Here is a 24,107-nt window from a genome sequence, read left to right on the forward strand (position 1 = left end):
CTTTCAGGCTGCGGCGACGCCTTGCGCCGTCTCTTCGATCTTGAAGATCATATCAAGGATCAGCGCGGCAGGGTCAAGGTTCACCGCGCGCCCGTGGCGTGACCTTTCGGACAGGTCCTGTTGCAGCTGCGCCCAGGCCTGCGCCGCGCGCGGGTCGGGCGCGATTTTCGCCAAGAGCAAAGCCTCGCCCGCCGCCCCTTGGGTCGCAGGCGCGCCCAGCAAGCCCGCACGCGCCGCACGCGCCAGGAACAGGTCGATCAGGTCAAGCGTCAGGCCAAAGCGGGTTTCCGCCCCCCGCCCGCTGCAGGCCTCGGCCAAGGCCAGCGCGGCCTGCCGGTCGATCCGGGGCAGATTACCGAACAGCCGGATCAGATCGGCGTAAAGTGCCATGCCACCGCTGCCCAACAGCCGGATCGCGTCACCGACCGACCCAGCCGCAAGCGCGGCAAGGCCGGCTGCATTGTCGCTGCTATGGCCTGCCTGGGCCAGCGCGCGCGCCAGATCCTCAGGCGTGAGCGGGCCACAGCGCAATTCGCGGCAGCGCGACCGGATCGTGGGCAAGAGCCTTGATGGTTGATGCGCCACCAGCAGGATCACAGCCCCCGCGGGCGGTTCTTCCAATTCCTTGAGGATCGCATTGGCGGCGTTGCGGTTCATCTCGTCGGCGGCATCGACGATCACGACGCGCCGCCCGCCATCGGCAGATGACATCTGGAAGAAATGTTTCAGATTGCGCACCGCATCCACGGTGATTTCGCCGCGCAGCTTGCCTGTCTTGTCATCCCAGGGCCGCCGGATCAGCGCCAGACGCGGATGCGCGCCCGCTTGCACCAGCCGCGCATCCGGGTGATCCGGTGGCACGGCCAGCGTCACCTCGCCCAGCATGTCGGGGGGCGCATCGGCCAGCAGGAAGGTCGCGATCTTCCATGCCAGCGTCGCCTTGCCCACGCCGCGCGGGCCGGTGATCAGCCAGCCCGAATGCATCCGCCCGGCGCGGAACGCATCGACAAAGGCCGCTTCGGCGGGCTGCTGGCCATAAAGCACCGGCGTTTCGCGCGGATGCGGTGCGCCGTCCAGACGGTCGGGTTCGGGGATGATGTCATCGCTCATAGATGGGCGGCCACGTCGCTGGCGATCTGGTCCATGCTGCGGTTGCCATCGATCAGCACGCAGCGCTGCGGTTCCGCACGCGCCAGCGCCAGAAACCCGTGGCGGAGCGTTTCCTGAAACGGCAGGCCGAAATCCTCGAACCGGTCCTCGCCCGAGCCGCGGGCAAGGCCGCGCTGCAAGGCGGTGGCCGGGTCCATATCGATGATAAAGGTCAGGTCCGGGTCACGCCCGATCATCAATTGATGCAGCGCATCGACCTTGGCGCGCAGATCGCCGCGCGTCGCCCCTTGATAGATGCGGGTGCTATCGGCGAAACGATCACAGACCACGATCTTGCCCGCGCGCAGCGCCGGCAGGATCGTCTTTTCCAGATGGTCGCGGCGGGCGGCGGTGAACAGCAGGATTTCAGTTTCTGCCGACCAGCGGTCGGGATCGCCGGTCAGCAAGAGCTGGCGGATATCCTCGGCGCCCGGGCTGCCGCCCGGTTCACGGGTCAGGATCACATCATGGCCCTGATCGCCCAGCCATTGCGCCAGACGGCGCGCCTGTGTCGATTTACCCGATCCGTCTATCCCCTCGAAGGTGATGAACATTGATTTGGTCATGCGCCCTCTGGCTCTGCGCCAAGGGTCGGGCCGTATTTCGCCCAGAGCACATTGGCCGCCGTGCGCAATCTGGCGCTGAACCCGCCCAGCGCCACATCGGCATCCGCGACCAGCGGCACGCGCTTTTCGGGCAGACCGTCCAGCGTGATGATCAGCTCGCCCACCTGCTGACCGGCTGTCACCGGCGCTTGCAACGGGCCGTCAAAGACCACCTGCGCGTCAAGCGCGCCGTCATGCAGGGTCGGGACCAGCAGGCGCAGGTCTTCGGCCAGGGTCAGGCCCACGCTGGGCGCTGCACCCATCCAGACATCGGCGCTGGCGATCCGGGTTCCGGCCAGCGCGACATCGCGTTCGGCGAATTGGCGAAAGGCCCAATTGACGATACGTTCCGATTCCTGCGCCCTGTCGCGGGCTGTCTGCAACCCGGTCACGACAAAGATCACCCGGCGGTTGCCCTGCATGGCCGACCCCGCCAGCCCGTAACCGGCCTCTTGGGTATGGCCGGTCTTGAGCCCGTCTGCCCCGATCCCCATCGCCAAGATCGGGTTGCGGTTTTGCGAATTGGACGGCACCCGGTTGTCAAAGGCGAATTCGGTTTCCGCGAACAAAGGATAGAATGTCGGGAAATCGCTGATCAGGCGGCTGGACAGGATGCCCAGATCACGCACCGACATCCGGTGCCCGGCGGCAGGCCAGCCACTGGCGTTGACAAAGACCGATTGGGTCATCCCCAGCTGGCGGGCGCGGTCGGTCATCATCCGCCCGAACCCGGCCTCGGTGCCATCGGGCGACAGGGCCTCGGCCAGCACCACGCTGGCGTCATTGCCGGACAGAACGATCACGCCGCGCAGCAAATCCTCGACACGGACACGGTCGGTCGTGTCCAGAAACATCGACGAGCCACCAAAACTGGCGGCATGGGCCGAGACCGGCAGCACGTCATCCACCGACAGGCGGCCATCGGCAATCGCCTCAAACGCCATGTAGATCGTCATCAGTTTCGACATAGAGGCCGGCGGCAGCGGGATATCGGCATCCTTGGCCAGCAGGACCGTGCCGGTGGTCTGGTCATAGACATAGGCGGCGGGGGCGCTGGTCTCAAATGTCTGCGCAGGCAGCGCGCTGGCGCAGAGGGTCATGAGACCGGCAATCAGAAGGCGTCTTGCGATTTTCATGGGCTGTCCTTTTGTCATTCACCGGTCAGCACATAGGCATCCGCGAAACCCAGCGCCCTGACCCGCGCAAGGGCCTGCTGATCCGGCACCGGCCCCGCAACCACGCGCCAGAGGCTGCGGCCACCGGCCTGTTGATTGGTGACGCTTACCCCGAAGCCCGCGCTTGTCAATGCGACGGCGGCGGCATCGGCATTGTCGCGGATGCTAAAGACCCCGACCTGCGCCAAGGGGGATTGGGGCAGCGGCATCGCACCAGTGTCTATGTCTGTGGCCGTGGCCGTGGCTGGCACCACCGCGACCGAGGCCAGACCCGCATCATTGGCCTGATCTGTGGCCTGTTCGGTGACCGGATCGGCGGGCGGCTCGATTGCGGCGGGCGGCGCGACCACGATCTCTTGGCGGCGCAGCACGACGACGTTCAATTCGGTGGGCGCCCCCGGCAGAACGCCCAGATCCTCGGCCGCATCAGAGGATAATTGCAGCGCCGGCCCCGGATTTTCCCGTTCGCGCCGGAACAAGGCCCCCACCGTCGATTGCCCGTTCACGGCATTGCGGATCACGACGCGTTCGGGGTCGCGCACATCGGGATGCGCCACCCAGATCCCCCCCAGCGAGGGGCGGCCATCCCACAGGCCCTGATCCGTGACCTCGAAGATATCGGGCCGCTCGACATCCTGCGTGCTCGCGATACGCGCGGATGCGGCGCCATTCACCTGCGTCATGGGGCCAGCGCCGCCCGGGTCAAGCGGCGCACAGGCGGCCAGCAGCACCGCATAGCCAAGCGCATAGGACAATCTTGCCCCGCGCCCACGCCTTTGACCGTCAGCTTTGCCTGCCATCTTCGCTCCCTCTCATCCGCGTCTTGCGCGCGAATATCAGCCTTTGTGCGGTCTTGCGCGGGGACATGCAGCACCGGGCGGACCGGCCCCAGCCCCGCGACACAACCCCCGCATGATTTTGCCAAAGGATAGCGGCCTGCGGCGGACAATGAAAGTGTCTAGGCCCGGGCCGGCAAAATTTTCGCCACCGCCGAACGCGCTTTTCGAATCGTTGCACAGCCGCTAACAGGACCCGGTCGGAGGAGTGGCAGAGTGGTTGAATGCACCGGTCTTGAAAACCGACGTAGGTGAAAGTCTACCGTGGGTTCGAATCCCACCTCCTCCGCCAGATGGCCATTGATCAAGCGTTCTCGCGACACGGATGCGGCCAGAGGTCGTTTCTGATATTAAAGGGTTATGCGGACATGCTGTGCCCTGGCCTGCGCGCGAAGAGGTCCGGAAGCGGTCTTTCAAAGCCGGTATTGTCCTGACCTCAAAACTGCACTGATTTGGTGAAGTTTCAGCAAGGCATCGGCCGGCGCCCAGCTTTCGGCGCCAGCGTGGGATCATGTGGCGCGATCAGCGTCAGCAGCCGACCCCAAGGCACAACCGCACCCATCTCCGCCTCAAACTGCTCGGGCCGCGTGAGGTTCTTATTCATCGCATCACGACGCGAGGGAAAGGCAGGGTGTTTTGGGATCGCAAAAGCGCCTGGCAGATGTTGTCCAAGTTGACCAGATCAGGCCGAAAGCGGCGGTTTTTCAGAGGTTTGTTTAGATAATCATAGCGTAGGTGGTGTGTTGATCCACAAGACCTGCGCGACGCTTTCACTGGTGTTCCGGTATCCATGCGGTAGCGCCGATGAAAAGTAGATGACATCTCCCTGACGCAGGAAATGCGATCTCTGATCGACGACAACTTCAAGCTCTCCCTTGATCATATAGCCAAACTCTTCTCCTTCATGGGTGACAAACGAGTTGGTGCTCGCCCCCTCGGGGATGTTGAGAATATTGGCTTGCAGCAATCCGGACCTGTGGATTGGCAAGATCCGCTCGAACCAGGACCCTGCTTGTTCAAGCTCTGGTTCAACTTGGAAACGCGCCCTGCGGTCAGCGCGAAAGACCGTAACGCCAGAATCAAAAGATGAATTTTCAGCTTCAAGGAAAAGCTCGGCAATACTGGTGTCGAGCGCCGCGGTCAGGCGGTGCAGCATCGAGATAGACGGTGCCAGTTTATCGTTTTCGAGCTTCGAGATCATACTCTCTGAACAATCCACGATCTGTGCCAGTTGCCGCAGAGTATAGCCTTTGACCAATCTGGCATGCTTTAGCCGCGCTCCCGTTCGTGGTGCCTGATTTTTCCCGCTGGCATTGGCCTTCTCGGAGCCGTTGGGTTCTCGCTGGGGTGATGTGACAGCAGAGCGACGAAGCGATTTCGACTCTCGGATTGGCGCCCGTTTTTCCAACTTAACTTTCCTTTCCGCGTTCTTTTTACTCAAGCAACATGCCACATGGTCAATATTTAGACAACATGCGCGGCAAAAAATTGCAATTTAGTCAAGTCACTTGATCAACAGTCAAATCGCTGTTGTGATCAACTCAACCGGCACCAGAACATTGGTGAATGGTTCGCGCAGCAGATGACAGCAGTCGCAGGCCCCAATTGTTATCTCGTCGCTTACCATCCGCTCGTCTGCAGGCCTCCCAAATGGGTTTCCTCAAGGATGCCCGCAGCTTGAGAAGGAAACCGTCAAATGAAGGACCAGGATACTGGCGCGCGTCAAGAGTTTCAGCTTGAAGAAGCGACCATAGACCAAATGCAGAGTGCTATTTGCGCAGGACAGATCACCTGCGTAGAGATTGTACAGCATTACATCGACAGGGCGCGTGCCTATAACGGTGTCGCCAGCATGCTGATAACAGAAAATGGTGAGGCTGTAGATCCTGCTCCGGGTACATTGCGCGCCGGCGCAGCGCTGCGTTTTCCTACAAAAACCATCAAGGCTGCGGACCTTCTTCCCGATCTTGACCGCTACAAGGGCAAACCGCTTGAATTCGGGCGTATGGAGCCGACGGCGTCTGACCCCGACGTCATGCAACAATATGGTATGATTACCGGCATCGAAAACGGTACGCAGGTCAACGCACTTGGTACGCTCAACATTCGTGGTGAACGATCGGTCACCTGCAAAGGCGATTTTGACAGGCATCCAGATGACGGACCGTTGCCCGAAGGCGCACCTGCGGTTTGCGAGATCTTCCGCAAACTTCCGGATGCGCTTGAAATCGCGGCAGAAATGGATGCGCAATGGGGCACCTCTCCGGACCTTGACGCGATGCCACTCTATGGCGTCGTTTTCTCGTTTAAGGATCCGTTCGATACCAAGGACATGCGGTCCACCGGTGCCGCGGATGCCCGCTATGACATGGACGCGCCGGCGCGTGACCATCAGCTTGTCGACCGACTGCGCCGGAAAGGGGCGATCATCTTCGCCAAGGCGATTAACACCGAGTACAATGGTCGCGGCGGTGATCCGGGCGGTGCTTATACTGCGGACAAGGTCCTGCCTTCGACACTTGGATACCAGCGTAGCAGCTGGGGAGGCAATCCCTGCAACGTTTATGACACCACCCGGTCAGCCTCGCTTGGGTCCAGTTCCGGATCGGCCGTCTCGGTCAGTGCGAACCTCGTCATGGCGAGCCTTGGCGAGGAAACCCGCGCGTCATGCCGGGGTCCATCCAACCACAATTCCGTCGCGCTCATCTTGCCGCATAAGGCGATGATCGGTTTCGATGGCGGCGCGATTGGTGCTGATATCTACTGTGACCGAACGGGCATTCACGCCCGCAAGATCGCTGATGCGGCCAAGATCCTTGATGCGCTCGCAGGGCCTGATGAATCGACATATGACCCCCGCGACGTCTTTACAACGGTGCCACGCAGCACGGTTCTGAAGACCGGTTATCTTGAAGCTGCGCGCAGGCTTGGCGCAGAAGGATCGCTGAAGGGCAAGCGGATCGGCATCATCCGCGAGTCCATGTTGCGGACCGGGTTGAAGATGACACAGCCGATCGTTGATGCAGCAGATGCCGAGATCAGGACAGTGCTGGGGGATCATCTGGGCGCGACGTTGGTGGAATCCCGTGCCGCCGGGTGGAATGGCGACAGTGGGCTGGAACAGATGAGCGTGGATTTCACCACCGCGCTTTGCAGGCTTGTACCCGTCTTCATGCCGGAGATCCTTTTCCGCCTGACAGCATCCGGTGAGCCGCTTTTTCCGGATTTTGCGGCCGCCATCGCGCCGACAGAATTCATGCCCGGCAAGACCTTCGGGTCCGGAACGCTTGCCCCGATTGACTATTGCATCAAGCTCGCCGAGGGGCTGATCCCTCCGCCGTCGAACCTGAACATTGCGACCATTCAGCCACAAGAACTCGCGATGGCCTTCCGGTTCCACATCCCGCAATACCTTGTGCGGCGCGCTGCGGACTGGGCGGAACTTGGGGTCAAGGAAACGCTGGTCGATTTCAAAAGTCTCAACGCAAGATCCAAATTCTGGGGCGACGACCAGCGCGCCGCATTCAAGAACTGGGAAGAAGTAACCGACCTGCGCAATCCGCTAGACCAGCGTCAGGGCGTGAACGAGCGGATCATGCTGCGCGAGCTTCTGCGCCGCGTCGACATGATGGTCATTCTGGAAAACGAGCTTGATTGCTTTGTGCGACTGCACACGCCGCTTGCCCCCGGCAAGATTGGGGGAGCCGCAGAACCTGGCGCACGTCACAATATGCGCGGCGAGGCGTTCTATGGCCCCAATGCGGGCCTGACCGAAGTGTTGATCCCGGCGGGATACGTGCGGACTGTCTATGATCCGGTATTCCGGCTGAGTGATGACGGGACCGAATACATCAGCGATTACAGCGATGAACCGACCATTGTCGCAGAGCCGGGAATGCCGTTTTCGTTGGTCTTCCGGGCAGAACCCGGGATGGAGGACACGATCCTCGATGTGGCCTCTGCATATGAGAACGCCTCGATGCGACGGGTGATGCCGCCCAGCTTCCCGCCGATCCCAAAGAGCTGACATGGCAGGCGGCCATGCCTGCGCAAGACATGGCCGCCGATGTTTTGACCTGCACGCGAAAGGGAAAGAGAAATGATCGATCGAATGCCAGATCGCGGAGGGCCCCAGCAGCCGTTGCTGATAGCCCGCGGGCTTACCAAGCATTTCCCGCTGTCAAAATCGCTTATGCGGCGGCACGAAGTCGTGCAGGCAGTCGATAACATCGATTTTTCGGTGATGAAGGGCGAAACGCTTGGAATTGTGGGCGAGTCCGGTTGCGGCAAGTCGACTGCATCGCGCCTTATCATGCAGCTGATCGCACCTACGTCGGGAGAAGTCATCTTCGATGGCGAAAGCATCGGACGCAGCGGCCTGTCGCTCCAGAAATATCGAAGACAGGTGCAAATGGTCTTTCAGGACAGCTATTCGTCGCTCAATCCCAGACTGACCATAGAAGAATCCATCTCTTATGCCCCGATGGTCCACGGGGTTCCCAAATCCAAGGCCATTTCCCGCACACATGAATTGCTTGAAGCGGTCGGACTTGCGCCGTCGCAATACGCGCGCCGCTATCCGCACGAGCTTTCGGGAGGACAACGGCAGCGGATCAATATTGCGCGTGCCCTTGCGTTGCATCCCCGGCTTATCGTTCTGGACGAGCCTGTCTCGGCACTCGACAAGTCGGTCGAAGCGCAGGTGCTGAACCTTCTGATCGACCTGAAGAAACAATTCGACCTGACATATATTTTCATAAGTCATGATCTGAACGTGGTCGAACATGTCGCGGACCGGGTATTGGTGATGTATCTTGGGAAGATCGCAGAAATCGGACCGGTCGACTCGCTGTTCTCTGATCCTGCACATCCGTATACGCAGGCACTGCTTGACAGCCGTCCCTCCATGGATCCCTCGCGCCGCCGGACCGAGCCACCCTTGTTTGGCGATCCGCCCAATCCGATCAATCCCCCCTCGGGCTGCCGTTTTCGCACCCGATGCCGCAAGGCTTGGAGGCTTTGCGCCGAGCAGCCGCCACCTTTCCACCAGATCAAACCGAACCATTCGGCATCATGTCATGCAGTGGCACTTGACGCAGAAAGGGTTTCAGAATGAACATGTCGTCCCCAGCAACGGCCGTATCACGACCGCCACTGGTGCGCGCCAGGGATCTCTGCGTCAGCTTTGCCGCACCGCGCGCGACCGTCAACGCAGTCAACGGGGTCAATCTGGACCTGGCGCAAGGCGAGTCGCTCTGCATTCTTGGCGAAAGCGGTTCGGGGAAATCTGTCACCCTTCGTGCGATGATGCGCCTCAATCCCCCCAAACGCACAATGGTCACGGGTGAACTGAGCGTTGCGGACCAGGATGTGATGCAAATGACGCAAGCACAACTGTCGCAATATCGCGGGCCAGTTGTCTCGATGATTTTTCAAGAACCGCTTTCGGCATTGGACCCGGTCTTTACCATCGGCCACCAGATCGCTGAAGCGATTGTCCGACACGAGGGGATCAGTCGCAAGGCAGCCCGCGCCCGTGCGCTAAGCTTGCTGGAAATGGTCCAGATCCCGTCAGCAGCGCGCAGGCTTGGTGCCTATCCGCACGAGCTGTCAGGCGGGCTACGCCAAAGGGCCATGATCGCGATGGCGCTGTCGTGCAATCCCCGGCTGCTACTGGCCGACGAACCGACGACCGCGCTAGATGCCACAGTGCAAATTCAGATCCTGCTTTTGCTGCGGAAGTTGCAGCAGGAACTTGGCATGGGCGTGATCTTTGTCACCCATGATATTGGCGTGGCAAGCGAGATCGCAGACCGCGTAGCAGTCATGTACGGTGGCCGGGTTGTCGAAGAGGCCCCGGTAGAAACCCTGATCTTCGCACCGCGGCATCCCTATACCTGCGGATTGCTGGGCGCGACGGTGCATGCTGGCACCCGCGGGTCGCGATTGACAACAATTCCCGGCGCCCCGCCAGACCTGGCCAAGCTGCCAGCAGGGTGCGCTTTCGCGCCCCGCTGCACCCGTGCGGAAGCGCGATGTCACCAGGCTCTGCCGCCCCTGCTGGAAATATCCAAAGGCCATCGGGTCCGCTGTCCTGTCGTCTGCCCGCCCCAAAGCCAGGCCCCGATCAATGTGTGACGAGGCGGTTCGCGCGCTTGCAGGCGCATCCATTTCAAACCCCCGCCCCCGCCCCCGCCCCCGCCGAGGATGATTGACATGCTAGAGTACACGTTAAAGCGGATTGCCTACACGATACCAATTGGGTTGGCTGTCAGTCTGGTATGTTTCATGCTGGTGCATATTTCACCAGGAGACCCAATCGACGCCATCGTTCCGCCTGACACCTCCACAGAAGTGATAGAGCAAATCAGGGCAGAATACGGTTTGGATCGACCGTTGCCAGTGCAATACGGATTGTGGTTGTCGCGCGCAGTTCAGGGTGATTTTGGTGTATCAATCGCAAAAGGCCGACCGATAGGGCCAGACCTGTGGGTCGCCACGAAAAACAGCCTGATGCTGGCGGCATTCGGTGCGACATTGGGCTTTTTTATGGGCTGCGTGCTTGGCGGGGTCGCCGGTGCATTCCGAGATAGCTGGATTGACAGAATCTGTCTGGGCATCGCGCTCTTTGGGGTATCCGTGCCACATTACTGGCTCGGAATGGTGCTGGTGATCGTCTTCAGCGTCCAGTTGAACCTTCTGCCATCGATGGGGATGGGACCAACCGGGCCCTGGGCCTGGGACTGGGATCACCTGCGCTTCATGGTTTTGCCGACCATCACACTTTCGATGATCCCGGCCGGTCTTGTCACCCGAACGGTTCGCGGGCTGGTCAGCGATATCATGGGCCAAGATTATATCACGACCCTGCGCGGCAAAGGGCTGCGTACCAGCGGCATCGTGCTGCATGTCATCAAGAATGCAGCCCCCACAACGCTGGCCGTGATGGGATTGCAGCTGGCATCACTGCTGGGAGGGTCCATCCTTGTCGAGGCTGTATTCGCCTGGCCCGGGACCGGGATGCTGCTGAACAATGCAATCTTTCAGCGCGATTTGCCCGTGCTTCAGGCGACCACTCTCGTTTTGGCTTTCTTTTTCGTTTTTCTGAACCTGATCGTCGATCTGGCTCAGACCGCTCTTGACCCAAGGATGCGCCGGACATGAAAAACATCACTCGCTCACCCATGGGAATGCCGGAACCGATTGGGGTGACCCCAGCCCATGTCGCCGATGGATACTGGCGTGGCGTGATAGGTCGGTTGATGCAGGACAGGCTAACTGTCCTAAGCTGCGGTATCTTGTTGATAATGCTGATCGTGATCGTCTTCGCGCCGGTTTTTGCGCCCTATAGTCCGATAGACGGGAGCATCGCGCGGCGGTTGCGGCCGGTTGGCACACCGGGCCATTTGCTGGGAACAGACGAGCTGGGCCGCGACATGCTGAGCCGGATGATCTATGGCGGCAGGTTTTCATGGTTCATCGGGATCACACCGGTCGCTTTGGCGCTTGTGATCGGGGGCGGTCTTGGGATCATTGCCGGCTTTTTCGGCGGAACGACCAATATGGTCATCATGCGCGTGACGGATGTGTTCTATGCCTTTCCCTCGGTTCTTCTTGCCGTTGCAATAAGTGGCGCACTCGGGGCTGGTCTTGGAAACACCATCCTGTCCCTGACGATCGTGTTCATCCCGCCCATCATCCGGGTTGCAGAAAGCGTGACCACCGGTGTCCGCAACCTTGATTACATCGAAGCCGCCCGCGCAAGTGGTGCATCGGCAAGCTCGTTGGTCAGGATCCAGGTGCTGCCGAATGTGCTTGGGCCGATCTTCGTTTATGCGACCGGGCTGGTCAGCATCTCGATGATTATCGCGTCAGGTTTGTCCTTTCTTGGTCTGGGCGTCACACCGCCCAATGCCGAATGGGGTCTGATGCTCAATACGCTGCGGTCTGCAATCTATTCGCAACCTCTCATCGCGTCGCTTCCGGGGCTGTGCATCTTTGTGACCAGTATTTGCTTCAACCTCGCCAGTGATGGTCTGCGCACCGCGATGGATGTGCGGGCCTGACCAAACTACCCCGAAACTGTTTCAGATTAACGCATGACCTGCCCCAAACTAGAGGACGAAAACGATGAAGATACTTCTTGGACTGACAGTCGCTAGCACGCTGGCCTTGGCACCAATTGGCTCACTTGCCGATACGCTCCGGATTGCGATGACAACCACCGACGTACCAACGACCGGCGGAATCCCGGACAATGGCAGCGAAGGCGGTCGTTTTGCCGGCTATCCCATTTTCGATGCGCTTGTGAATTGGGATTTCACCGATACGTCTGGGCCAGCGGGCCTGACCCCCGGCCTTGCGACAAGCTGGAGCATCGACCCTGACGACCAACGCAGGTGGATATTCAACCTGCGCGAAGGTGTCACGTTTCACGATGGAACCTCTATGACCGCGGATGATATCATCTGGAATCTGGACCGGCACCTCAATGAAGATGCCCCGCACTACGACAGGGTTCAGGCGCCAACCTACCGGACCTATACAGGCCAGATCGCGAGCTATGAAAAAATAGACGACTTCACGGTCGCGATCGTGACGCATGAGCCGTTCAGCATGCTCGACTATTTGATATCGCGCGTCTTCATCGTCAGCCCAACCCGGTTCGAAGAAATCGGCGATTGGGTAGAGTTCCAGTCGTCCCCGGCCGGGACAGGGCCGTTCATCGTCGAGACGGTCACACCGCGCACCTCGATCGAGTTGGTCCGAAATGAGAACTATTGGGATGAAACCCGGATTCCAAAGGTTGAAAGACTTGTCCTCTTGCCGATCCCGGACTCGAACACACGCACTGCGGCACTGAGGTCTGGACAGGTCGATTGGATCGAGGTTCCAGCACCGGATTCCATTCCGTCCCTGGTTGGCGCAGGCTTCAATATTGTCACCAAACCCTATCCGCATGTCTGGTCCTGGCGCATGAATACGACCGAAGCCTCGCCATTGCATGACGTTCAGGTGCGCCGGGCCTTGAACTACGCGATTGATCGCGATGCAATCGTAGAATTGCTGAACGACACGGCAATTCCGGCGATTGGCATCTATCCGTCCGACAACCCCTACTTCGGTTCTCCTGAACATATTTACGGCTACGATCCCGAACGTGCGACGGAAATGTTGCGCGAAGCAGGGTATGGTCCGGACAACCCGCTTCGCCTTGTTGTGAACTTGCCGACCGCCGGTTCAGGCAACATGGTGCCGCTAGCCATGAGCGAACTTGTGCAGCTTTACCTTGCCGAAATCGGTGTCGTTGTGGATTATGAAGTTGCGGATTGGGGTGTGGTCCTGCGCAACATGCGCACCGCCGCCGGCACCGAGGGCGAACCACACCGCGATGCGATCAACCACGGGCAACCGTTTGGCGACCCGACCAATCTGTTCCGCAGCCATGCCTCGAGCCAGTTTCCACCTGTCGGCGGCAACTGGGGCCTGCACAAAAATGCCGAGATCGACCGCAATCTGAACGAGTTGATCACGATTTTCGATCCGCAAGAGCAAATTGAAGTCATCGCAAAGGCGCATCAGGCCATTGTCGACGAAGCACCACGTCTCTTTGTTGTGCATGATCTGAACCCGCGTGCAATGAGCCCGAAGGTCATGGGCTTCGATCAGGCACAAAGCTGGTATCAGGATTTCACGCAGATCTGGATAGAAGAATAAGCAACGGCCCGATGCCTGGCAGATAGCGCATCCCTGCGCCGTCTTTGTGGGCGCAGGCGGAAGACAAAAGTCGCGGCCCGTTCCGTTAGAGAGCCGGGCCGCGACCGATCGCGACGACCCCTCATGAAAAACAGGAACGAGCATGGCACAATCCAGCTTTCTGCGGCCCAATTCGCTGCTTTACAATATCGAGTTCCGTTCCTTTCTGACGGCAAACTCACTTTTTCACTTCTGCTCTTCCTCGTTGACGATCATGTTGGCGTTTCACATCTACAGTCTCCGAAACAACCCGTTGGATATCGCGGCGCTCGGTTTTGTTCAGGTGATCCCGGCCTTGACCATGGCGCTGCATGCAGGCGACCTTGCGGACCGGGTTGCCCGCAGGTTTCTTGTCGTGCTCACTGTCGGCGGCATCGCATTGCTGGCGGCATTTCTTGCGCTGATGGCAGCGCTTGATATGGTTACCGTCTGGTTGATCCTTTTCATCGGTTTCGTCTCGGCATCGCTGCGCGCTTTCGAGAATCCAGCCAATATCGGCCTTGAAGCGCAGGTGATCCCGGTCAACCAGATCCTGCAAGGCGTTCCCATGGTCGCGACAGTATCGCGTGTCGCCGACATGTGCGGGCCCGTCGTCATGGGGTTCATCTGGGCATGGGGCGGCCCGACAAGCACATATGGCACGATGGCTGCCATTCTCTTCATAGCGACTTTGGTATTTCGTTTCAGGATCAGCTTTAAGCCTGCGCCGGGCAGCAAGAATGCGCTGCCACCCCTTTCCCGGATCAAAGAAGGGCTGCAATTCGTCATGAAAAGTCAGGTCTTGCTGGGATCGATGATTCTGGACCTGTTTGCCGTTTTCTTCGCGGGGGCTGCGGCTCTCTTGCCGATCTTTGCGACAGAAATTCTTGATGCTGGTCCAGAGGGCTTCGGCCTTATGCGCTCCGCCATTGCTGCTGGCGCATTGACCTCGGCGGTCTATGCGATCCGTTTCATGCCTGCAGCATCGGCAGGGCTGGCACTGCATTTGATCGTCGCGGGGTTTGGCCTTTCCATGGTCGTCTTTGCTGTTTCGACAAACTTTTATCTTTCGCTATTGATGCTTTTCATCGCAGGTATCTGCGACGGCATGAGTATGGTGATCCGGCATGCAATACTCAGGCTGGCGTCTCCTGATCATATGCGCGGCAGAATAGCCGCGGTCCGCATGGTGTTCGTCGCATCTTCAAACGAACTTGGCGCAGTCCAAAGCGGCACAATGGCAAGCCTTTTGGGGCCTGTACGTGCCGTTGTTGCCGGCGGGTTGCTAACAGTGATCGTCGCAGCTGTTGTCGCCCAGAAAATGCCGGTCCTTCGCCGCCTTGATCTGCTGAACTTCGGATCGAACGCAGATCCTGTTCAACCGGTGAAATGAGGGAAAAACGCGATGCGGGCAGTGATTACCAGCGGTGCGCGTTTCCGCTATAATGCCGTGAAAGAGATCTTTTCACTGCGGGTCTTTGCAATTTATCAATTTGGTCATTTTGCATCCACAATCGGCTTTTGGATGCAACGCCTCGCGATCGGCTGGATCACTTGGGAAATGACCGGGTCAACGTCTTGGCTGGGCTTGGTGGCTTTCGCAGAGTTGTTTCCGTCCATTCTGACAGGGATCTGGGGTGGTGTACTTGTCGACAAAAGTTCCTCGGTCAGGGTTATGCTCGGCGGGACTGTTGTCGTGGCATTCGTCTCGCTGTCATTGGCCGTTTGCGAAGCCCTGGACCTGCTGACACCTTGGTTGATTTTGGCACATATGCTTGTGATTGGCGCGATGACTGGCCTTGTCCTGCCAGCGCGGCTGGCGATGGCGTCACATCTGGCACCAGCAAGCATGCTGCCTGCAGCCATTGCCGTGAACTCGACCGGCTTCAATCTTTCGCGCTTTCTGGGTCCAGCAATCGCAGCGGCGATCATGGTCGTTGGATCGGTTGCGGCGGTATTGTTTATTTCCGTGCTGCTTTATGCGTGTTTTCTACTTTGTCTCTATCGATTGCGTCGCACACCGCATAACGCGGACCAAGCCTCTGGGGCGCTTGACATCGCATCCATGGCCACTATCGAAGTCGTGCCGACCAGAAAGGTCATTCTTGGCCTGATATCGATACCGCTGATCTTTGCAGTCATCTTGACCCAACTTGTGCAAGGTTTGCTTCTAAGACCGGCGTCAGAGCTTTTCCCAGCTTTCGGAGAGATCGTTTTTGGGATGGGGGTCACAGGTCTGGGAATGCTGAACGCGGCGCTAGGTATCGGTGCCATATTAGGCGCGTTGATGTTTCCATCAGTCGGCACGCAACGCAGCTCTATGCATCAGCTGGTTATCGGCACTGCAGTTTTTGCTTTGACCCTTCTTGCCTTCTCGATGTCATCTTCGTTTTCGGTCGTCCTTGTCATCCTCGTCATCCATGGCGCAACGATGACCTTTTCCAACATTGTCGCAATGTCATTCGTGCAGCTGAATACGCCGCGTAACCGTCTTGGCCGCGTACTCAGCGTTTACGGGATAGTGTTTCGTGCCGGCCCCGCCATAGGCACTGTTGCGTTCGGAGTGAGTGCAGATCTTGTCGGCTTGGCTGCCACCGGGATTGCATTCGCGCTCGCAGCTTTGGCTTGCCTTGCGGCCATAGGGCTTGTGATTATCCGGCCCAACCTATGATCGCCTATTGTCGTGCCGGCCAATGTCTTTGGAAATGCCGCGCACTTTCTTTCACATCCTGTGCAAAGACACCGCGCGAAACAGGTATCCCAAAACAGATATGCTGCACGGCTGCTGTTGTCTGATACCAAGAGTGCGATGCTGCAAGCTCAAAGCCGGCAAACCATAACCGACATGTTTGGACCGGCGTTACTTGGGCCTAAGCCAACAAGCGAACCAACATACCGAGGCGAACAGCTGATCACTGCTGATCTGCAATAAACGCTGTCTGGGCATAAGATGACCTGTCAGTCATCTTGCGCCTGACGCGCTGCGCCTTTCGCGGCGGCGGTCGTCCTAGAACACCCGCCGTCCCGCGCTATAGGTCTGTTGCACCATCGCGGTATCGCCAAGCAGGCTGAAAACAACCAGATCGGCGCGTTGGCCGCTGTGGATCGTGCCGCGGTCTGTCAGACCGACAGCGCGCGCTGGCGTCTTTGTGACCGTGCCGATCCCGCGCGCCAGATCGTCCCAGATCAGCCCCAGCCGCACCGCGGCCAGCAGCAGCGAGGCCGGGACATAATCCGAGGACAGGATATCCAACCGGTCGCGCGCGGCAAAATCGGCAGCCGCCACATTGCCCGAATGCGACCCGCCCCGGATCAGGTTTGGCGCGCCCATGATCGTGGCAATGCCCCGGCTATGGCAGGCATCTGCCGCCGCAACACTGGTCGGAAATTCCGCCAGGCTGACGCCATGGGCATGGCTGGTCGCGACCTGGTCGGCTGTCGTGTCGTCATGGCTGGCCAGCACCGCGCCAAGACGGCTGGCTGCGGCCACTGTCGCCGCCTCATGCGCGGTGCCGTATTCCGCCTGGAGCGCAGAAAGAAAATCGACATAGCCGCGGAAATCCTCGGCGCTGAAATTATGCTTGCCGCGCACATAGGTTTCGAATTTGGCAATATCGGAAAACTGCCGCTGGCCGGGCGTGTGATCCATCATCGAGACGATCCCGATCCGGTCGTCTTGGGAAAATTCGGCCAGCTCGGCGGCCAAAGTCTCGGAACAGATCTCGGCGCGCAGATGCAAATGATGGCTGATCCGCAGATGGCCCGCCGCGCGCATGGCCAGAATTTCATCCGCCATCAGCCGCGCATATTTGCCATAGCGCTTGCCGCCGCCCGACAGGATCGAGCCGACCCTGATCGCATCATAAACGGTCGTGATCCCACAGCCCGCCAATTCGCGGTCATGCGCCATGATCGCCGCGCGGTAGGGCCAATCCACCTTGGGACGCGGCGACAGATGCCGTTCCAGATTGTCGGTATGCAATTCCACCAGACCGGGGGCCAGGTAATCGCCGCCCAGATCGACGGCACCGTTCGGCACAGCAGCACCTTGGGCGATATCGGCGATCAGACCGTCCTTGATGGTCAATGCACCCCTGATCACTTCGCCCGCAAGGATCAGGCGGGCGTTGGCAAGAATAGTCTGGTTTGTCATGTCAGTGTCACGATACTTTTGCTAAGAGTTTGGCCATGTTCGAAAGATTTGCGATATTCTACACGCCCACCGGCCCGCTGGCCGATTTCGGCGCGGCTTGGCTGGGCTGGGATTCCGCTGCGGGCTGCGCCGTGCCGCATCCCCAGATCGCGGGGATCGATGTGGCAAAGGTGACGGCGACACCGCGCAAATACGGGCTGCATGCCACGATGAAAGCACCGTTCCGCCTGTCCGCCGACAGCGGCCCTGCCACGCTGCAACAGGCTGTGGCGGATTTCGCGGCGCGGCATCGGGCGGTTGATATCGGGCCTCTGGCCTTGGGGCAGGATCACGGCTTTGTCGCTTTGCGCCCCGTCGCCGCCCCCCCTGCCCTGCAGGATCTGGAACGCGCCATCGTGACGGAACTTGACCCGCACCGCGCGCCCTTGACCGCGGCTGATATTGCCCGCCGCCGCAAAGCGCCGCTGACCCTGCGGCAGGACCGGCAGATGCTGGACTGGGGCTATCCCTATGTTTTCGAAGATTTCCATCTGCATCTGACGCTGAGCGGGCCATTGCAAGCGGCGCAGGCGGCCCAGATCCTGACCGCCTTGCAGCCCATGGTCGCGCCGCTGATTGCAGCGCCTTGCATCATCGATGCGGTCACGTTGATGGGGCAGGATGTGGCGGGGATGTTTCACCAGATCCACCGCTATGCCTTGACCGGGTAAAGCAGGCGCAAGACCGCCTTGACGCAGCTGTCCAGATCACCGCTATTGTCGATGGTCTGGGCCGTGATCCCCACAGGCAGCGCATAATCGGCACGCGCCAACCGGCGCGCGATATCCTGTGTGGTTTCGCGCCCGCGCGCGGCAAGGCGCTGCGCCAGCACATCGCGGCGCGCGGTCAGATGGATGGTCACGAAAGGATCGAATTGCGCCTTGGCCGCCGGCAAGGCCCCGCGCGACAGGTTCGCCAGCATATCCCGCCCTGCCGCCAGATCGGCGCGGACCGTCGCGGGGATGCCATAGCGCAAGCCATGCGCGCCCCAATGCAGCGCAAAGCCGCCTTGGGCCGCCATCGCATCAAAGGCCGCATCATCCACGCCGTCAAAATCCTCGCCCCCCGCCGTGCTGGGGCGGGTGATCACCCGGCGCACCAAAGACAGCCGCGCGTCACGCGCCCCAAGCGCTGCCATCACCGAATCCTTGCCGACACCGGACGCCCCGACAATGGCGATGAACCGGCCTGTCATGCCGCAAGGCCGGGGGTAAAGCGGGTCACATCCACCTGCCGGTCGCATAAAGCCTCGCGCGCGGCATGGTCATGGAAAATCCCGATGATCGCGGCCCCGCGCGCCTTGGCCTCTTGCACCATGGCCAGCACGGTGGCGCGGTTGACAGGGTCAAGGCTGGCGGTCGGTTCATCCAGCAACAAAGCGGGATAGGGGAACGCAAAGCCGCGCGCGATATTCACCCGCTGCTGTTCGCCCCCCGAAAAGGTCGTGGGGCTAAGCGCCCAGAGCCGTTCGGGGATGTTCAGCCGTGCCAGCAGGGCTGCGGCCTGCGCGCGCGCCTCGTCAGGCGCGGTGCCCGTCAGCAGCAAGGGTTCAGCCACCACATCAATCGTCGGCACGCGCGGGACCACCCGCAGGAACTGGCTGACATAGCCCAATGTCCGGCGGCGCAGCGCGATGATGTCACGCGGCACAGCGCTTGCCACATCGACCTCGCCCACCATGATCCGCCCCGCGGCGGTCAGGTAATTGCCATAGATCATCCGCATCAGCGTGGATTTCCCCGCCCCCGAGGCCCCGACCAAGGCGACACATTCGCCCGCAGCCACCTGCAGGCTGGCCCCCGCCATCACGGGGATCTCGGTGCTGCCCTGATTGTGCAGGGTAAAACTTTTCGACACGTTTTCGACATTGATCATTTTCACACCTGCAAGACAGAAGACACAAGAAGCTGGGTATAGCCATGCTGCGGATCATCCAGCACCTGATCGGTCAGGCCGGTTTCCACGACATGGCCATCCTTCATCACCATCAGCCGGTCGGCCAACAACCGTACGACGGCCAGATCATGGGTGACGATGATGGCACTTAACCCCATATCGCGCACCAACCCGCGCAACAGGTCCAGCAACCGCGCCTGCACGGACACATCAAGCCCCCCTGTCGGTTCATCCATGAACACCAGACGCGGCCCCGTGACCAGATTGCGCGCGATCTGAAGGCGTTGCTGCATGCCGCCGGAAAAGGCCGTGGGGCGGTCGTCGATCCGGTCCTCGGTAATCTCGACCCGGCCCAGCCAATCGATAGCCTGTGCGCGAATATCGCCGTAATGCCGCGCATTCACGGCCATCAGGCGTTCGCCGACATTGCCGCCCGCGCTGACATTCATGCGCAAACCGTCGCGCGCGTGTTGATGGACAAAGGCCCAATCGGTGCGCCCCAGCATCCGGCGTTCCGGTTCGGACATGGTGACGGTATCGCGCAACCCGTCGCTGCGGGTGGCAAAACGCACCGCCCCATGATCGGGTTTCAGATGCCCTGCCAGACAATTCAGCAAGGTGGATTTGCCTGACCCGCTTTCGCCGACGATGCCCATGACCTCGCCGGGGTAAAGGTCAAAGCTGACATCCGCGCAGCCGATGCGCGCGCCGTAATATTTGGCCAGGTTTTCAACCTGCAACAGGGGGGTCATCCGGCATTCTCCACACGGGTTGCGCAATAATCGGTGTCCGAACAGATGAACATCCGCCCGCCCGCATCATCGGTGATCAATTCATCCAGATAGCTGGTGGTCGATCCGCACAGCGCGCAGGCATGATCGGCCTTGCTGGGCAGGAACGGGTAATCGTCGAAATCCAGACTGACGACTTTCGTATGGGGTGGCAGCGCATAGATGCGCTGTTCGCGGCCCGCGCCGAACAGCTGGATCGCGGCCATGTCCAATTTGGGATTGTCGAATTTCGGGATCGGGGACGGGTCCATGACATAGCGCCCCTCGACCTTGACCGGATAGGCATAGGCGGTGGCGATGGCCCCGTGCTGGCTGATATCCTCGTAAAGCTTTACATGCATCAGCCCGTAATCTTCCAAAGCATGCATCTTGCGGGTTTCCACCTCGGAAGGTTCCAGAAAGCGCAAAGGTTCGGGGATCGGCACCTGATAGACGATGATCTGCCCCTCGCGCAAAGCCTGTTCGGGAATCCGGTGGCGGGTCTGGATCACGCTGGCTTCACCCGTTTTTTCGGTCACGGCGACACCGGCGGTGCGCTGGAAAAACCGGCGGATCGACACGGCATTGGTGGTGTCATCGGCACCCTGGTCGATCACCTTGAGCGTATCATCCGGCGTCAACACGGCGGCTGACACCTGCACACCGCCGGTGCCCCAGCCATAAGGCATCGGCATTTCGCGGCTGGCGAAAGGCACCTGATAGCCGGGGATGGCCAGACCTTTCAGGATCGCACGGCGGATCATCCGCTTGGTCTGTTCATCCAGATAGGCGAAATTATACTCTTTCATTCCGCAGCCTCCTGCAATGGTGCCGCCTCACGGCGCAATTTGCGGATCAATTCCAGTTCGGACTGGAAATCGACGTAATGCGGCAGCTTGATATGTTCCAAAAAGCCCGTCGCCTGAATATTGTCGCAGTGATACAGCACGAATTCCGCGTCCTGCGCAGGCGCGCCAAGGTTATCCTCGCCCAGTTCTTCCCAGCGCAGGGCGCGGTCGACCAGCGCCATGGAAATCGCCTTGCGTTCACTCATGCCGAACACCAGACCATAACCCCGCGTGAATTGCGGCGGCTGGGTTTTGGAGCCTTGAAACTGGTTGACGGTTTCGCATTCGGTCAGGGTGATCTCGCCGATCTCGATGCTGAACCCCAGTTCGGGGATATCCATTTCCACCGCGACACTGCCGATCCGCAATTCCGCAACAAAGGCGTGGTTGCGCGCGTAACCGCGCTGCGTGGAATAGGCCATGCCAAGGGTAAAGCCTTCATCCGCGCGGGTCAGCGCTTGCAGGCGCAGCGCGCGGTTGGCGGGCAATTCCAGCGGTTCGCGGGTCAGATCGGGGGGTATCGCCGCGCCCGCAGGTTCGGGCTGGATCAGATCCTCGCGGTCCAGAAACCCCATGATATGCGGGGTCGGGCCTTGCAGCGGGGCGGCTTCGGCCACCTGCCCCGCTTCGCCATCAGCGGCAAGTTTGAAATCCAGCAAACGGTGCGTGTAATCAAAGGTCGGCCCAAGCACCTGCCCGCCCGGCGCATCCTTGAACGTGGCCGAGACGCGCCGGTCGCAGGCCATCGCCCCGGTATCGACAGGGTGCGATGCGCCAAAACGCGGCAACGTGGTGCGATAGGCGCGGATCAGGAAAATCGCCTCGATCAGATCACCGCGCGCCTGTTTGATCGCCAAAGCGGCCAGATCGGGGTCATAAAGCGAGCCTTCGGCCATGACGCGGTTGACGGCCAGCGCCATCTGTTCGCGGATTTGCGCGACCGACAGGTCCGGCACCGCCGGATCGCCGCGCCGTTCCTCGGCCAGCCAGGCATGGGCATTGTCGATGGCGCGTTCGCCACCTTTGACGGCAACATACATCAGCCGATCCTCGTGCTGCGCGGCAAGGCGGCCAGCCGGTCGCCGCAGGTAAAGATGAAATCCAGCCCGCGCGGAAACAGTGCCGCATTGCGCTGGAACGGGGCGATATCGGGCAAGGACAGATGCGCCTGATCCTTGATCCCCGGCCCGCGCAAAACAGCACCTGAATTGGTCAGTTCTGGCAGTTCAATGATCAAGGTGGCGGATCTGTCGGGATATTCCGATGTGCCCAGCGCAAAGGCATCCAGCGGCAAGGCATCCCATGTGCCATAGGCGAATTGCGCCTTATCCGCCGCCACGCATGCCGCGCCACAGTGAAAGGTGATCCAGTCGCGCAAAGCTTGCGTGTCATGCCCGCCCCCCAGAAAAAGCGGCGTTTCAGGGTCACACAGCGTCAGCAAGGCGACACCGGCCGCGACGGAGGTTGGCGCAGGCGGCACAGCACCCGTCACCGACATGATCATGCCAGGCTGCGCCATCGCGGTCATGATCGCGCGAAAGGCATGGGCCGCATCCAGCGGCGCTGTGGCGAAGCCACCGTCAAGCACTTGGCTCTGCATCAATCCTCTCCTCTGGCCATGGTAAAGAAATCGACCTTGGTGGCGGCGGCCTTGGCGGCGCGGGTGGCTTTGCGCGCGGCGGCAGCGTCACGCAAAGGGGACAGTATGGCGCGATCCACCTGCCCCGCCGCATCCGTCTGCATCAGCGCATCGATCAGCGCTGTCTGCAGCGCATGGGTCCGGTCGCGGCCCTGCACATAGCCATGCCCGACAGGGCCATCGGCCAGCCGGATGGATGCGCGGGTCACCGACATTTCGCCCAGATTGAAGGCGGCACCCACCGCCCCCGCACGTCCGCGCAGCATGACGGCCCCGATTTCAGGCGCGCGCAGCACGCGATAGGCGGGATCAAGACCCGCCGCCGCCCAAAGCTTGGCCAGCTCCCCGGGGGGGCCTTGGCCAGCAGGCTCAGCCTGTCTTTGCGGGCTGTTTCGGAATCGTCTGTCATCTGCATCTAGACACCTGCGGTCGGTTACTATACAACTAGACAAATGATAGCCGAACCACCCCCGCCTGCCAATCCCTGCAAATGTGAAACTTCCATGACACGCACCCCGATCTGGAAAGCCATCGCCACCAGCCTGCGCGACGAGATCGCCGATGGCATCCACCGCCCCGGTGACAAACTGCCGACCGAAGCCGCCCTTGCCACGCGTTTCGGCGTGAACCGCCACACGGTGCGCCAAGCGCTGGCGGGGCTGGCTGCCGAAGCCTTGGTGCGCCCAAGGCGCGGTGCCGGTGTCTTTGTCACAGCCACCCCCACCGATTACCCGATCGGGCCGCGTGTGCGATTCCACCAGAACCTGCGCGCCGCAGGGCGCAGCCCCACCAAACAGGTGCTGGCGCTGGATACCCGCGCGCCCAGCCCTGCCGAATGCGCGGCCCTTGGCATCGCGGATGGGCCTGTGCATGTCTATGAAGGCCTGTCGCTGGCCGATGGTCAGGTGATCGCGCTGTTCCGCTCGGTCTTTGCGGCGGCGCGGTTTCCCGACCTTCTGACCCATCTGCGCGCTGATCCCTCTGTCACCGCCGCCCTGCGCGCCTGTGGCATCAGCGATTACACCCGCGCCAGCACGCGGATCACCGCCAAACTGGCCAGCGCGACCCAGGCGCTGCATCTGCAAATCAGCGAAGGCGCGCCGATCCTGCGCACCAGCAGCATCAATATCGACGCCACGGGCACCCCAATCGAGGCCGGGCTGACATGGTTCGCAGGCGACCGGGTCACGCTGACCTTATCGGATCATGAAACGTCACAAGGGTGACATACTCGGACGCTATCAGCGACAAAAGATTTCAGC

At 60.5% G+C, this 24,107-nt stretch carries 22 protein-coding genes, 1 tRNA gene and 1 pseudogene; 11 read left to right on the plus strand and 13 right to left on the minus strand.

Features of this window, described 5'->3' with window-relative positions; genetic code table 11:
• Window positions 1–3: 3 nt before the first annotated feature.
• From LOKVESSMR4R_RS09620 to LOKVESSMR4R_RS09635, 4 genes are read right to left on the minus strand one after another with little or no spacing between them, the layout of a single operon-like run.
• Window positions 4–1,110, minus strand: coding sequence for a DNA polymerase III subunit delta' (locus LOKVESSMR4R_RS09620; RefSeq protein WP_087207891.1), 1,107 nt, complete (start codon window positions 1,108–1,110; stop codon window positions 4–6).
• Window positions 1,107–1,715: a dTMP kinase gene (tmk, locus tag LOKVESSMR4R_RS09625; protein ID WP_087207893.1), complete on the minus strand. Its 609-nt coding sequence runs from the start codon at window positions 1,713–1,715 to the stop codon at window positions 1,107–1,109. The genes LOKVESSMR4R_RS09620 and tmk overlap by 4 nt, the downstream gene beginning before the upstream one ends.
• Window positions 1,712–2,890 (minus strand): D-alanyl-D-alanine carboxypeptidase family protein, encoded by a 1,179-nt coding sequence (locus tag LOKVESSMR4R_RS09630; RefSeq protein ID WP_087207895.1) that lies wholly within the window; start codon window positions 2,888–2,890, stop codon window positions 1,712–1,714. Before LOKVESSMR4R_RS09630 ends, tmk begins: the two co-directional genes overlap by 4 nt.
• 14 nt (window positions 2,891–2,904) lie before the next feature.
• Entirely contained in the window at window positions 2,905–3,729 is an 825-nt protein-coding gene (locus LOKVESSMR4R_RS09635; RefSeq protein ID WP_087207897.1) for an SPOR domain-containing protein, read from the minus strand.
• Between the two features lie 238 nt (window positions 3,730–3,967).
• Here LOKVESSMR4R_RS09635 and LOKVESSMR4R_RS09640 point away from each other — a divergent pair.
• A tRNA-Ser gene (locus LOKVESSMR4R_RS09640) sits at window positions 3,968–4,057 on the plus strand.
• Between the two features lie 432 nt (window positions 4,058–4,489).
• Here the strand turns inward: LOKVESSMR4R_RS09640 and LOKVESSMR4R_RS09645 are convergent.
• A complete protein-coding gene (locus LOKVESSMR4R_RS09645) occupies window positions 4,490–5,173 on the minus strand; it encodes a cupin domain-containing protein (protein WP_157898183.1) in 684 nt (227 codons plus the stop codon).
• Window positions 5,174–5,461: 288 nt separating this feature from the next.
• Here LOKVESSMR4R_RS09645 and LOKVESSMR4R_RS09650 point away from each other — a divergent pair, with 288 nt between their 5' ends.
• From LOKVESSMR4R_RS09650 to LOKVESSMR4R_RS09685, 8 genes are all read left to right on the plus strand, one after another.
• Complete coding sequence (locus LOKVESSMR4R_RS09650; protein WP_087207901.1) at window positions 5,462–7,792, plus strand: amidase family protein; 2,331 nt, start codon at window positions 5,462–5,464, stop codon at window positions 7,790–7,792.
• 72 nt (window positions 7,793–7,864) lie between these two features.
• Entirely contained in the window at window positions 7,865–8,881 is a 1,017-nt protein-coding gene (locus LOKVESSMR4R_RS09655) for an ABC transporter ATP-binding protein (RefSeq protein WP_204248653.1), read from the plus strand.
• Entirely contained in the window at window positions 8,878–9,903 is a 1,026-nt protein-coding gene (locus LOKVESSMR4R_RS09660; protein WP_237331756.1) for an ABC transporter ATP-binding protein, read from the plus strand. The genes LOKVESSMR4R_RS09655 and LOKVESSMR4R_RS09660 overlap by 4 nt, the downstream gene beginning before the upstream one ends.
• A gap of 78 nt (window positions 9,904–9,981) precedes the next feature.
• Complete coding sequence (locus LOKVESSMR4R_RS09665) at window positions 9,982–10,929, plus strand: ABC transporter permease (RefSeq protein ID WP_087212969.1); 948 nt, start codon at window positions 9,982–9,984, stop codon at window positions 10,927–10,929.
• Window positions 10,926–11,831, plus strand: a complete 906-nt coding sequence (locus LOKVESSMR4R_RS09670) for an ABC transporter permease (RefSeq protein WP_335673961.1) — start codon at window positions 10,926–10,928, stop codon at window positions 11,829–11,831. The genes LOKVESSMR4R_RS09665 and LOKVESSMR4R_RS09670 overlap by 4 nt, the downstream gene beginning before the upstream one ends.
• Window positions 11,832–11,895: 64 nt before the next feature.
• Complete coding sequence (locus LOKVESSMR4R_RS09675; protein ID WP_087207905.1) at window positions 11,896–13,482, plus strand: ABC transporter substrate-binding protein; 1,587 nt, start codon at window positions 11,896–11,898, stop codon at window positions 13,480–13,482.
• A gap of 142 nt (window positions 13,483–13,624) precedes the next feature.
• The gene (locus tag LOKVESSMR4R_RS09680) at window positions 13,625–14,893 is read left to right on the plus strand and encodes an MFS transporter (RefSeq protein WP_087207908.1); all 1,269 of its coding nucleotides are present in this window, start codon (window positions 13,625–13,627) and stop codon (window positions 14,891–14,893) included.
• Window positions 14,894–14,905: 12 nt separating this feature from the next.
• Window positions 14,906–16,171, plus strand: coding sequence for an MFS transporter (locus tag LOKVESSMR4R_RS09685; RefSeq protein WP_087207910.1), 1,266 nt, complete (start codon window positions 14,906–14,908; stop codon window positions 16,169–16,171).
• 336 nt (window positions 16,172–16,507) lie between these two features.
• On the opposite strand, the gene LOKVESSMR4R_RS09690 is transcribed toward LOKVESSMR4R_RS09685, so the two are convergent.
• Window positions 16,508–17,653: an alpha-D-ribose 1-methylphosphonate 5-triphosphate diphosphatase gene (locus LOKVESSMR4R_RS09690; RefSeq protein ID WP_087207912.1), complete on the minus strand. Its 1,146-nt coding sequence runs from the start codon at window positions 17,651–17,653 to the stop codon at window positions 16,508–16,510.
• Between the two features lie 35 nt (window positions 17,654–17,688).
• Between LOKVESSMR4R_RS09690 and LOKVESSMR4R_RS09695 the strand changes: the two genes are divergently transcribed.
• Window positions 17,689–18,363 (plus strand): DUF1045 domain-containing protein, encoded by a 675-nt coding sequence (locus LOKVESSMR4R_RS09695; protein WP_087207914.1) that lies wholly within the window; start codon window positions 17,689–17,691, stop codon window positions 18,361–18,363.
• On the opposite strand, the gene phnN is transcribed toward LOKVESSMR4R_RS09695, so the two are convergent.
• The 7 genes and pseudogenes from phnN to phnG form a co-directional block, all read right to left on the minus strand.
• A complete protein-coding gene (gene phnN / locus LOKVESSMR4R_RS09700) occupies window positions 18,345–18,887 on the minus strand; it encodes a phosphonate metabolism protein/1,5-bisphosphokinase (PRPP-forming) PhnN (protein WP_087207916.1) in 543 nt (180 codons plus the stop codon). The two genes, LOKVESSMR4R_RS09695 and phnN, sit on opposite strands and share 19 nt — an antisense overlap.
• Window positions 18,884–19,567 (minus strand): phosphonate C-P lyase system protein PhnL, encoded by a 684-nt coding sequence (phnL, locus tag LOKVESSMR4R_RS09705; RefSeq protein ID WP_087207918.1) that lies wholly within the window; start codon window positions 19,565–19,567, stop codon window positions 18,884–18,886. The genes phnN and phnL overlap by 4 nt, the downstream gene beginning before the upstream one ends.
• Window positions 19,568–19,569: 2 nt before the next feature.
• On the minus strand, window positions 19,570–20,340 hold the full coding sequence (gene phnK / locus LOKVESSMR4R_RS09710; protein WP_087207921.1) for a phosphonate C-P lyase system protein PhnK: 771 nt from the start codon (window positions 20,338–20,340) through the stop codon (window positions 19,570–19,572).
• Entirely contained in the window at window positions 20,337–21,167 is an 831-nt protein-coding gene (locus LOKVESSMR4R_RS09715; protein ID WP_087207923.1) for an alpha-D-ribose 1-methylphosphonate 5-phosphate C-P-lyase PhnJ, read from the minus strand. Before LOKVESSMR4R_RS09715 ends, phnK begins: the two co-directional genes overlap by 4 nt.
• A complete protein-coding gene (locus LOKVESSMR4R_RS09720; RefSeq protein ID WP_087207925.1) occupies window positions 21,164–22,246 on the minus strand; it encodes a carbon-phosphorus lyase complex subunit PhnI in 1,083 nt (360 codons plus the stop codon). Before LOKVESSMR4R_RS09720 ends, LOKVESSMR4R_RS09715 begins: the two co-directional genes overlap by 4 nt.
• Complete coding sequence (phnH, locus tag LOKVESSMR4R_RS09725; protein WP_087207928.1) at window positions 22,246–22,806, minus strand: phosphonate C-P lyase system protein PhnH; 561 nt, start codon at window positions 22,804–22,806, stop codon at window positions 22,246–22,248. The genes LOKVESSMR4R_RS09720 and phnH overlap by 1 nt, the downstream gene beginning before the upstream one ends.
• Window positions 22,806–23,260: pseudogene (gene phnG / locus LOKVESSMR4R_RS09730) on the minus strand (phosphonate C-P lyase system protein PhnG). Before phnG ends, phnH begins: the two are co-directional and overlap by 1 nt.
• A gap of 88 nt (window positions 23,261–23,348) precedes the next feature.
• On the opposite strand from phnG, the gene phnF reads away from it, so the two are divergent.
• A complete protein-coding gene (gene phnF, locus LOKVESSMR4R_RS09735; RefSeq protein WP_087207930.1) occupies window positions 23,349–24,071 on the plus strand; it encodes a phosphonate metabolism transcriptional regulator PhnF in 723 nt (240 codons plus the stop codon).
• Window positions 24,072–24,107: the final 36 nt, after the last annotated feature.

The sequence above is a fragment of the Yoonia vestfoldensis genome (genome assembly GCF_002158905.1).
GTDB classification, from domain to species: Bacteria; Pseudomonadota; Alphaproteobacteria; order Rhodobacterales; family Rhodobacteraceae; genus Yoonia; species Yoonia vestfoldensis_B.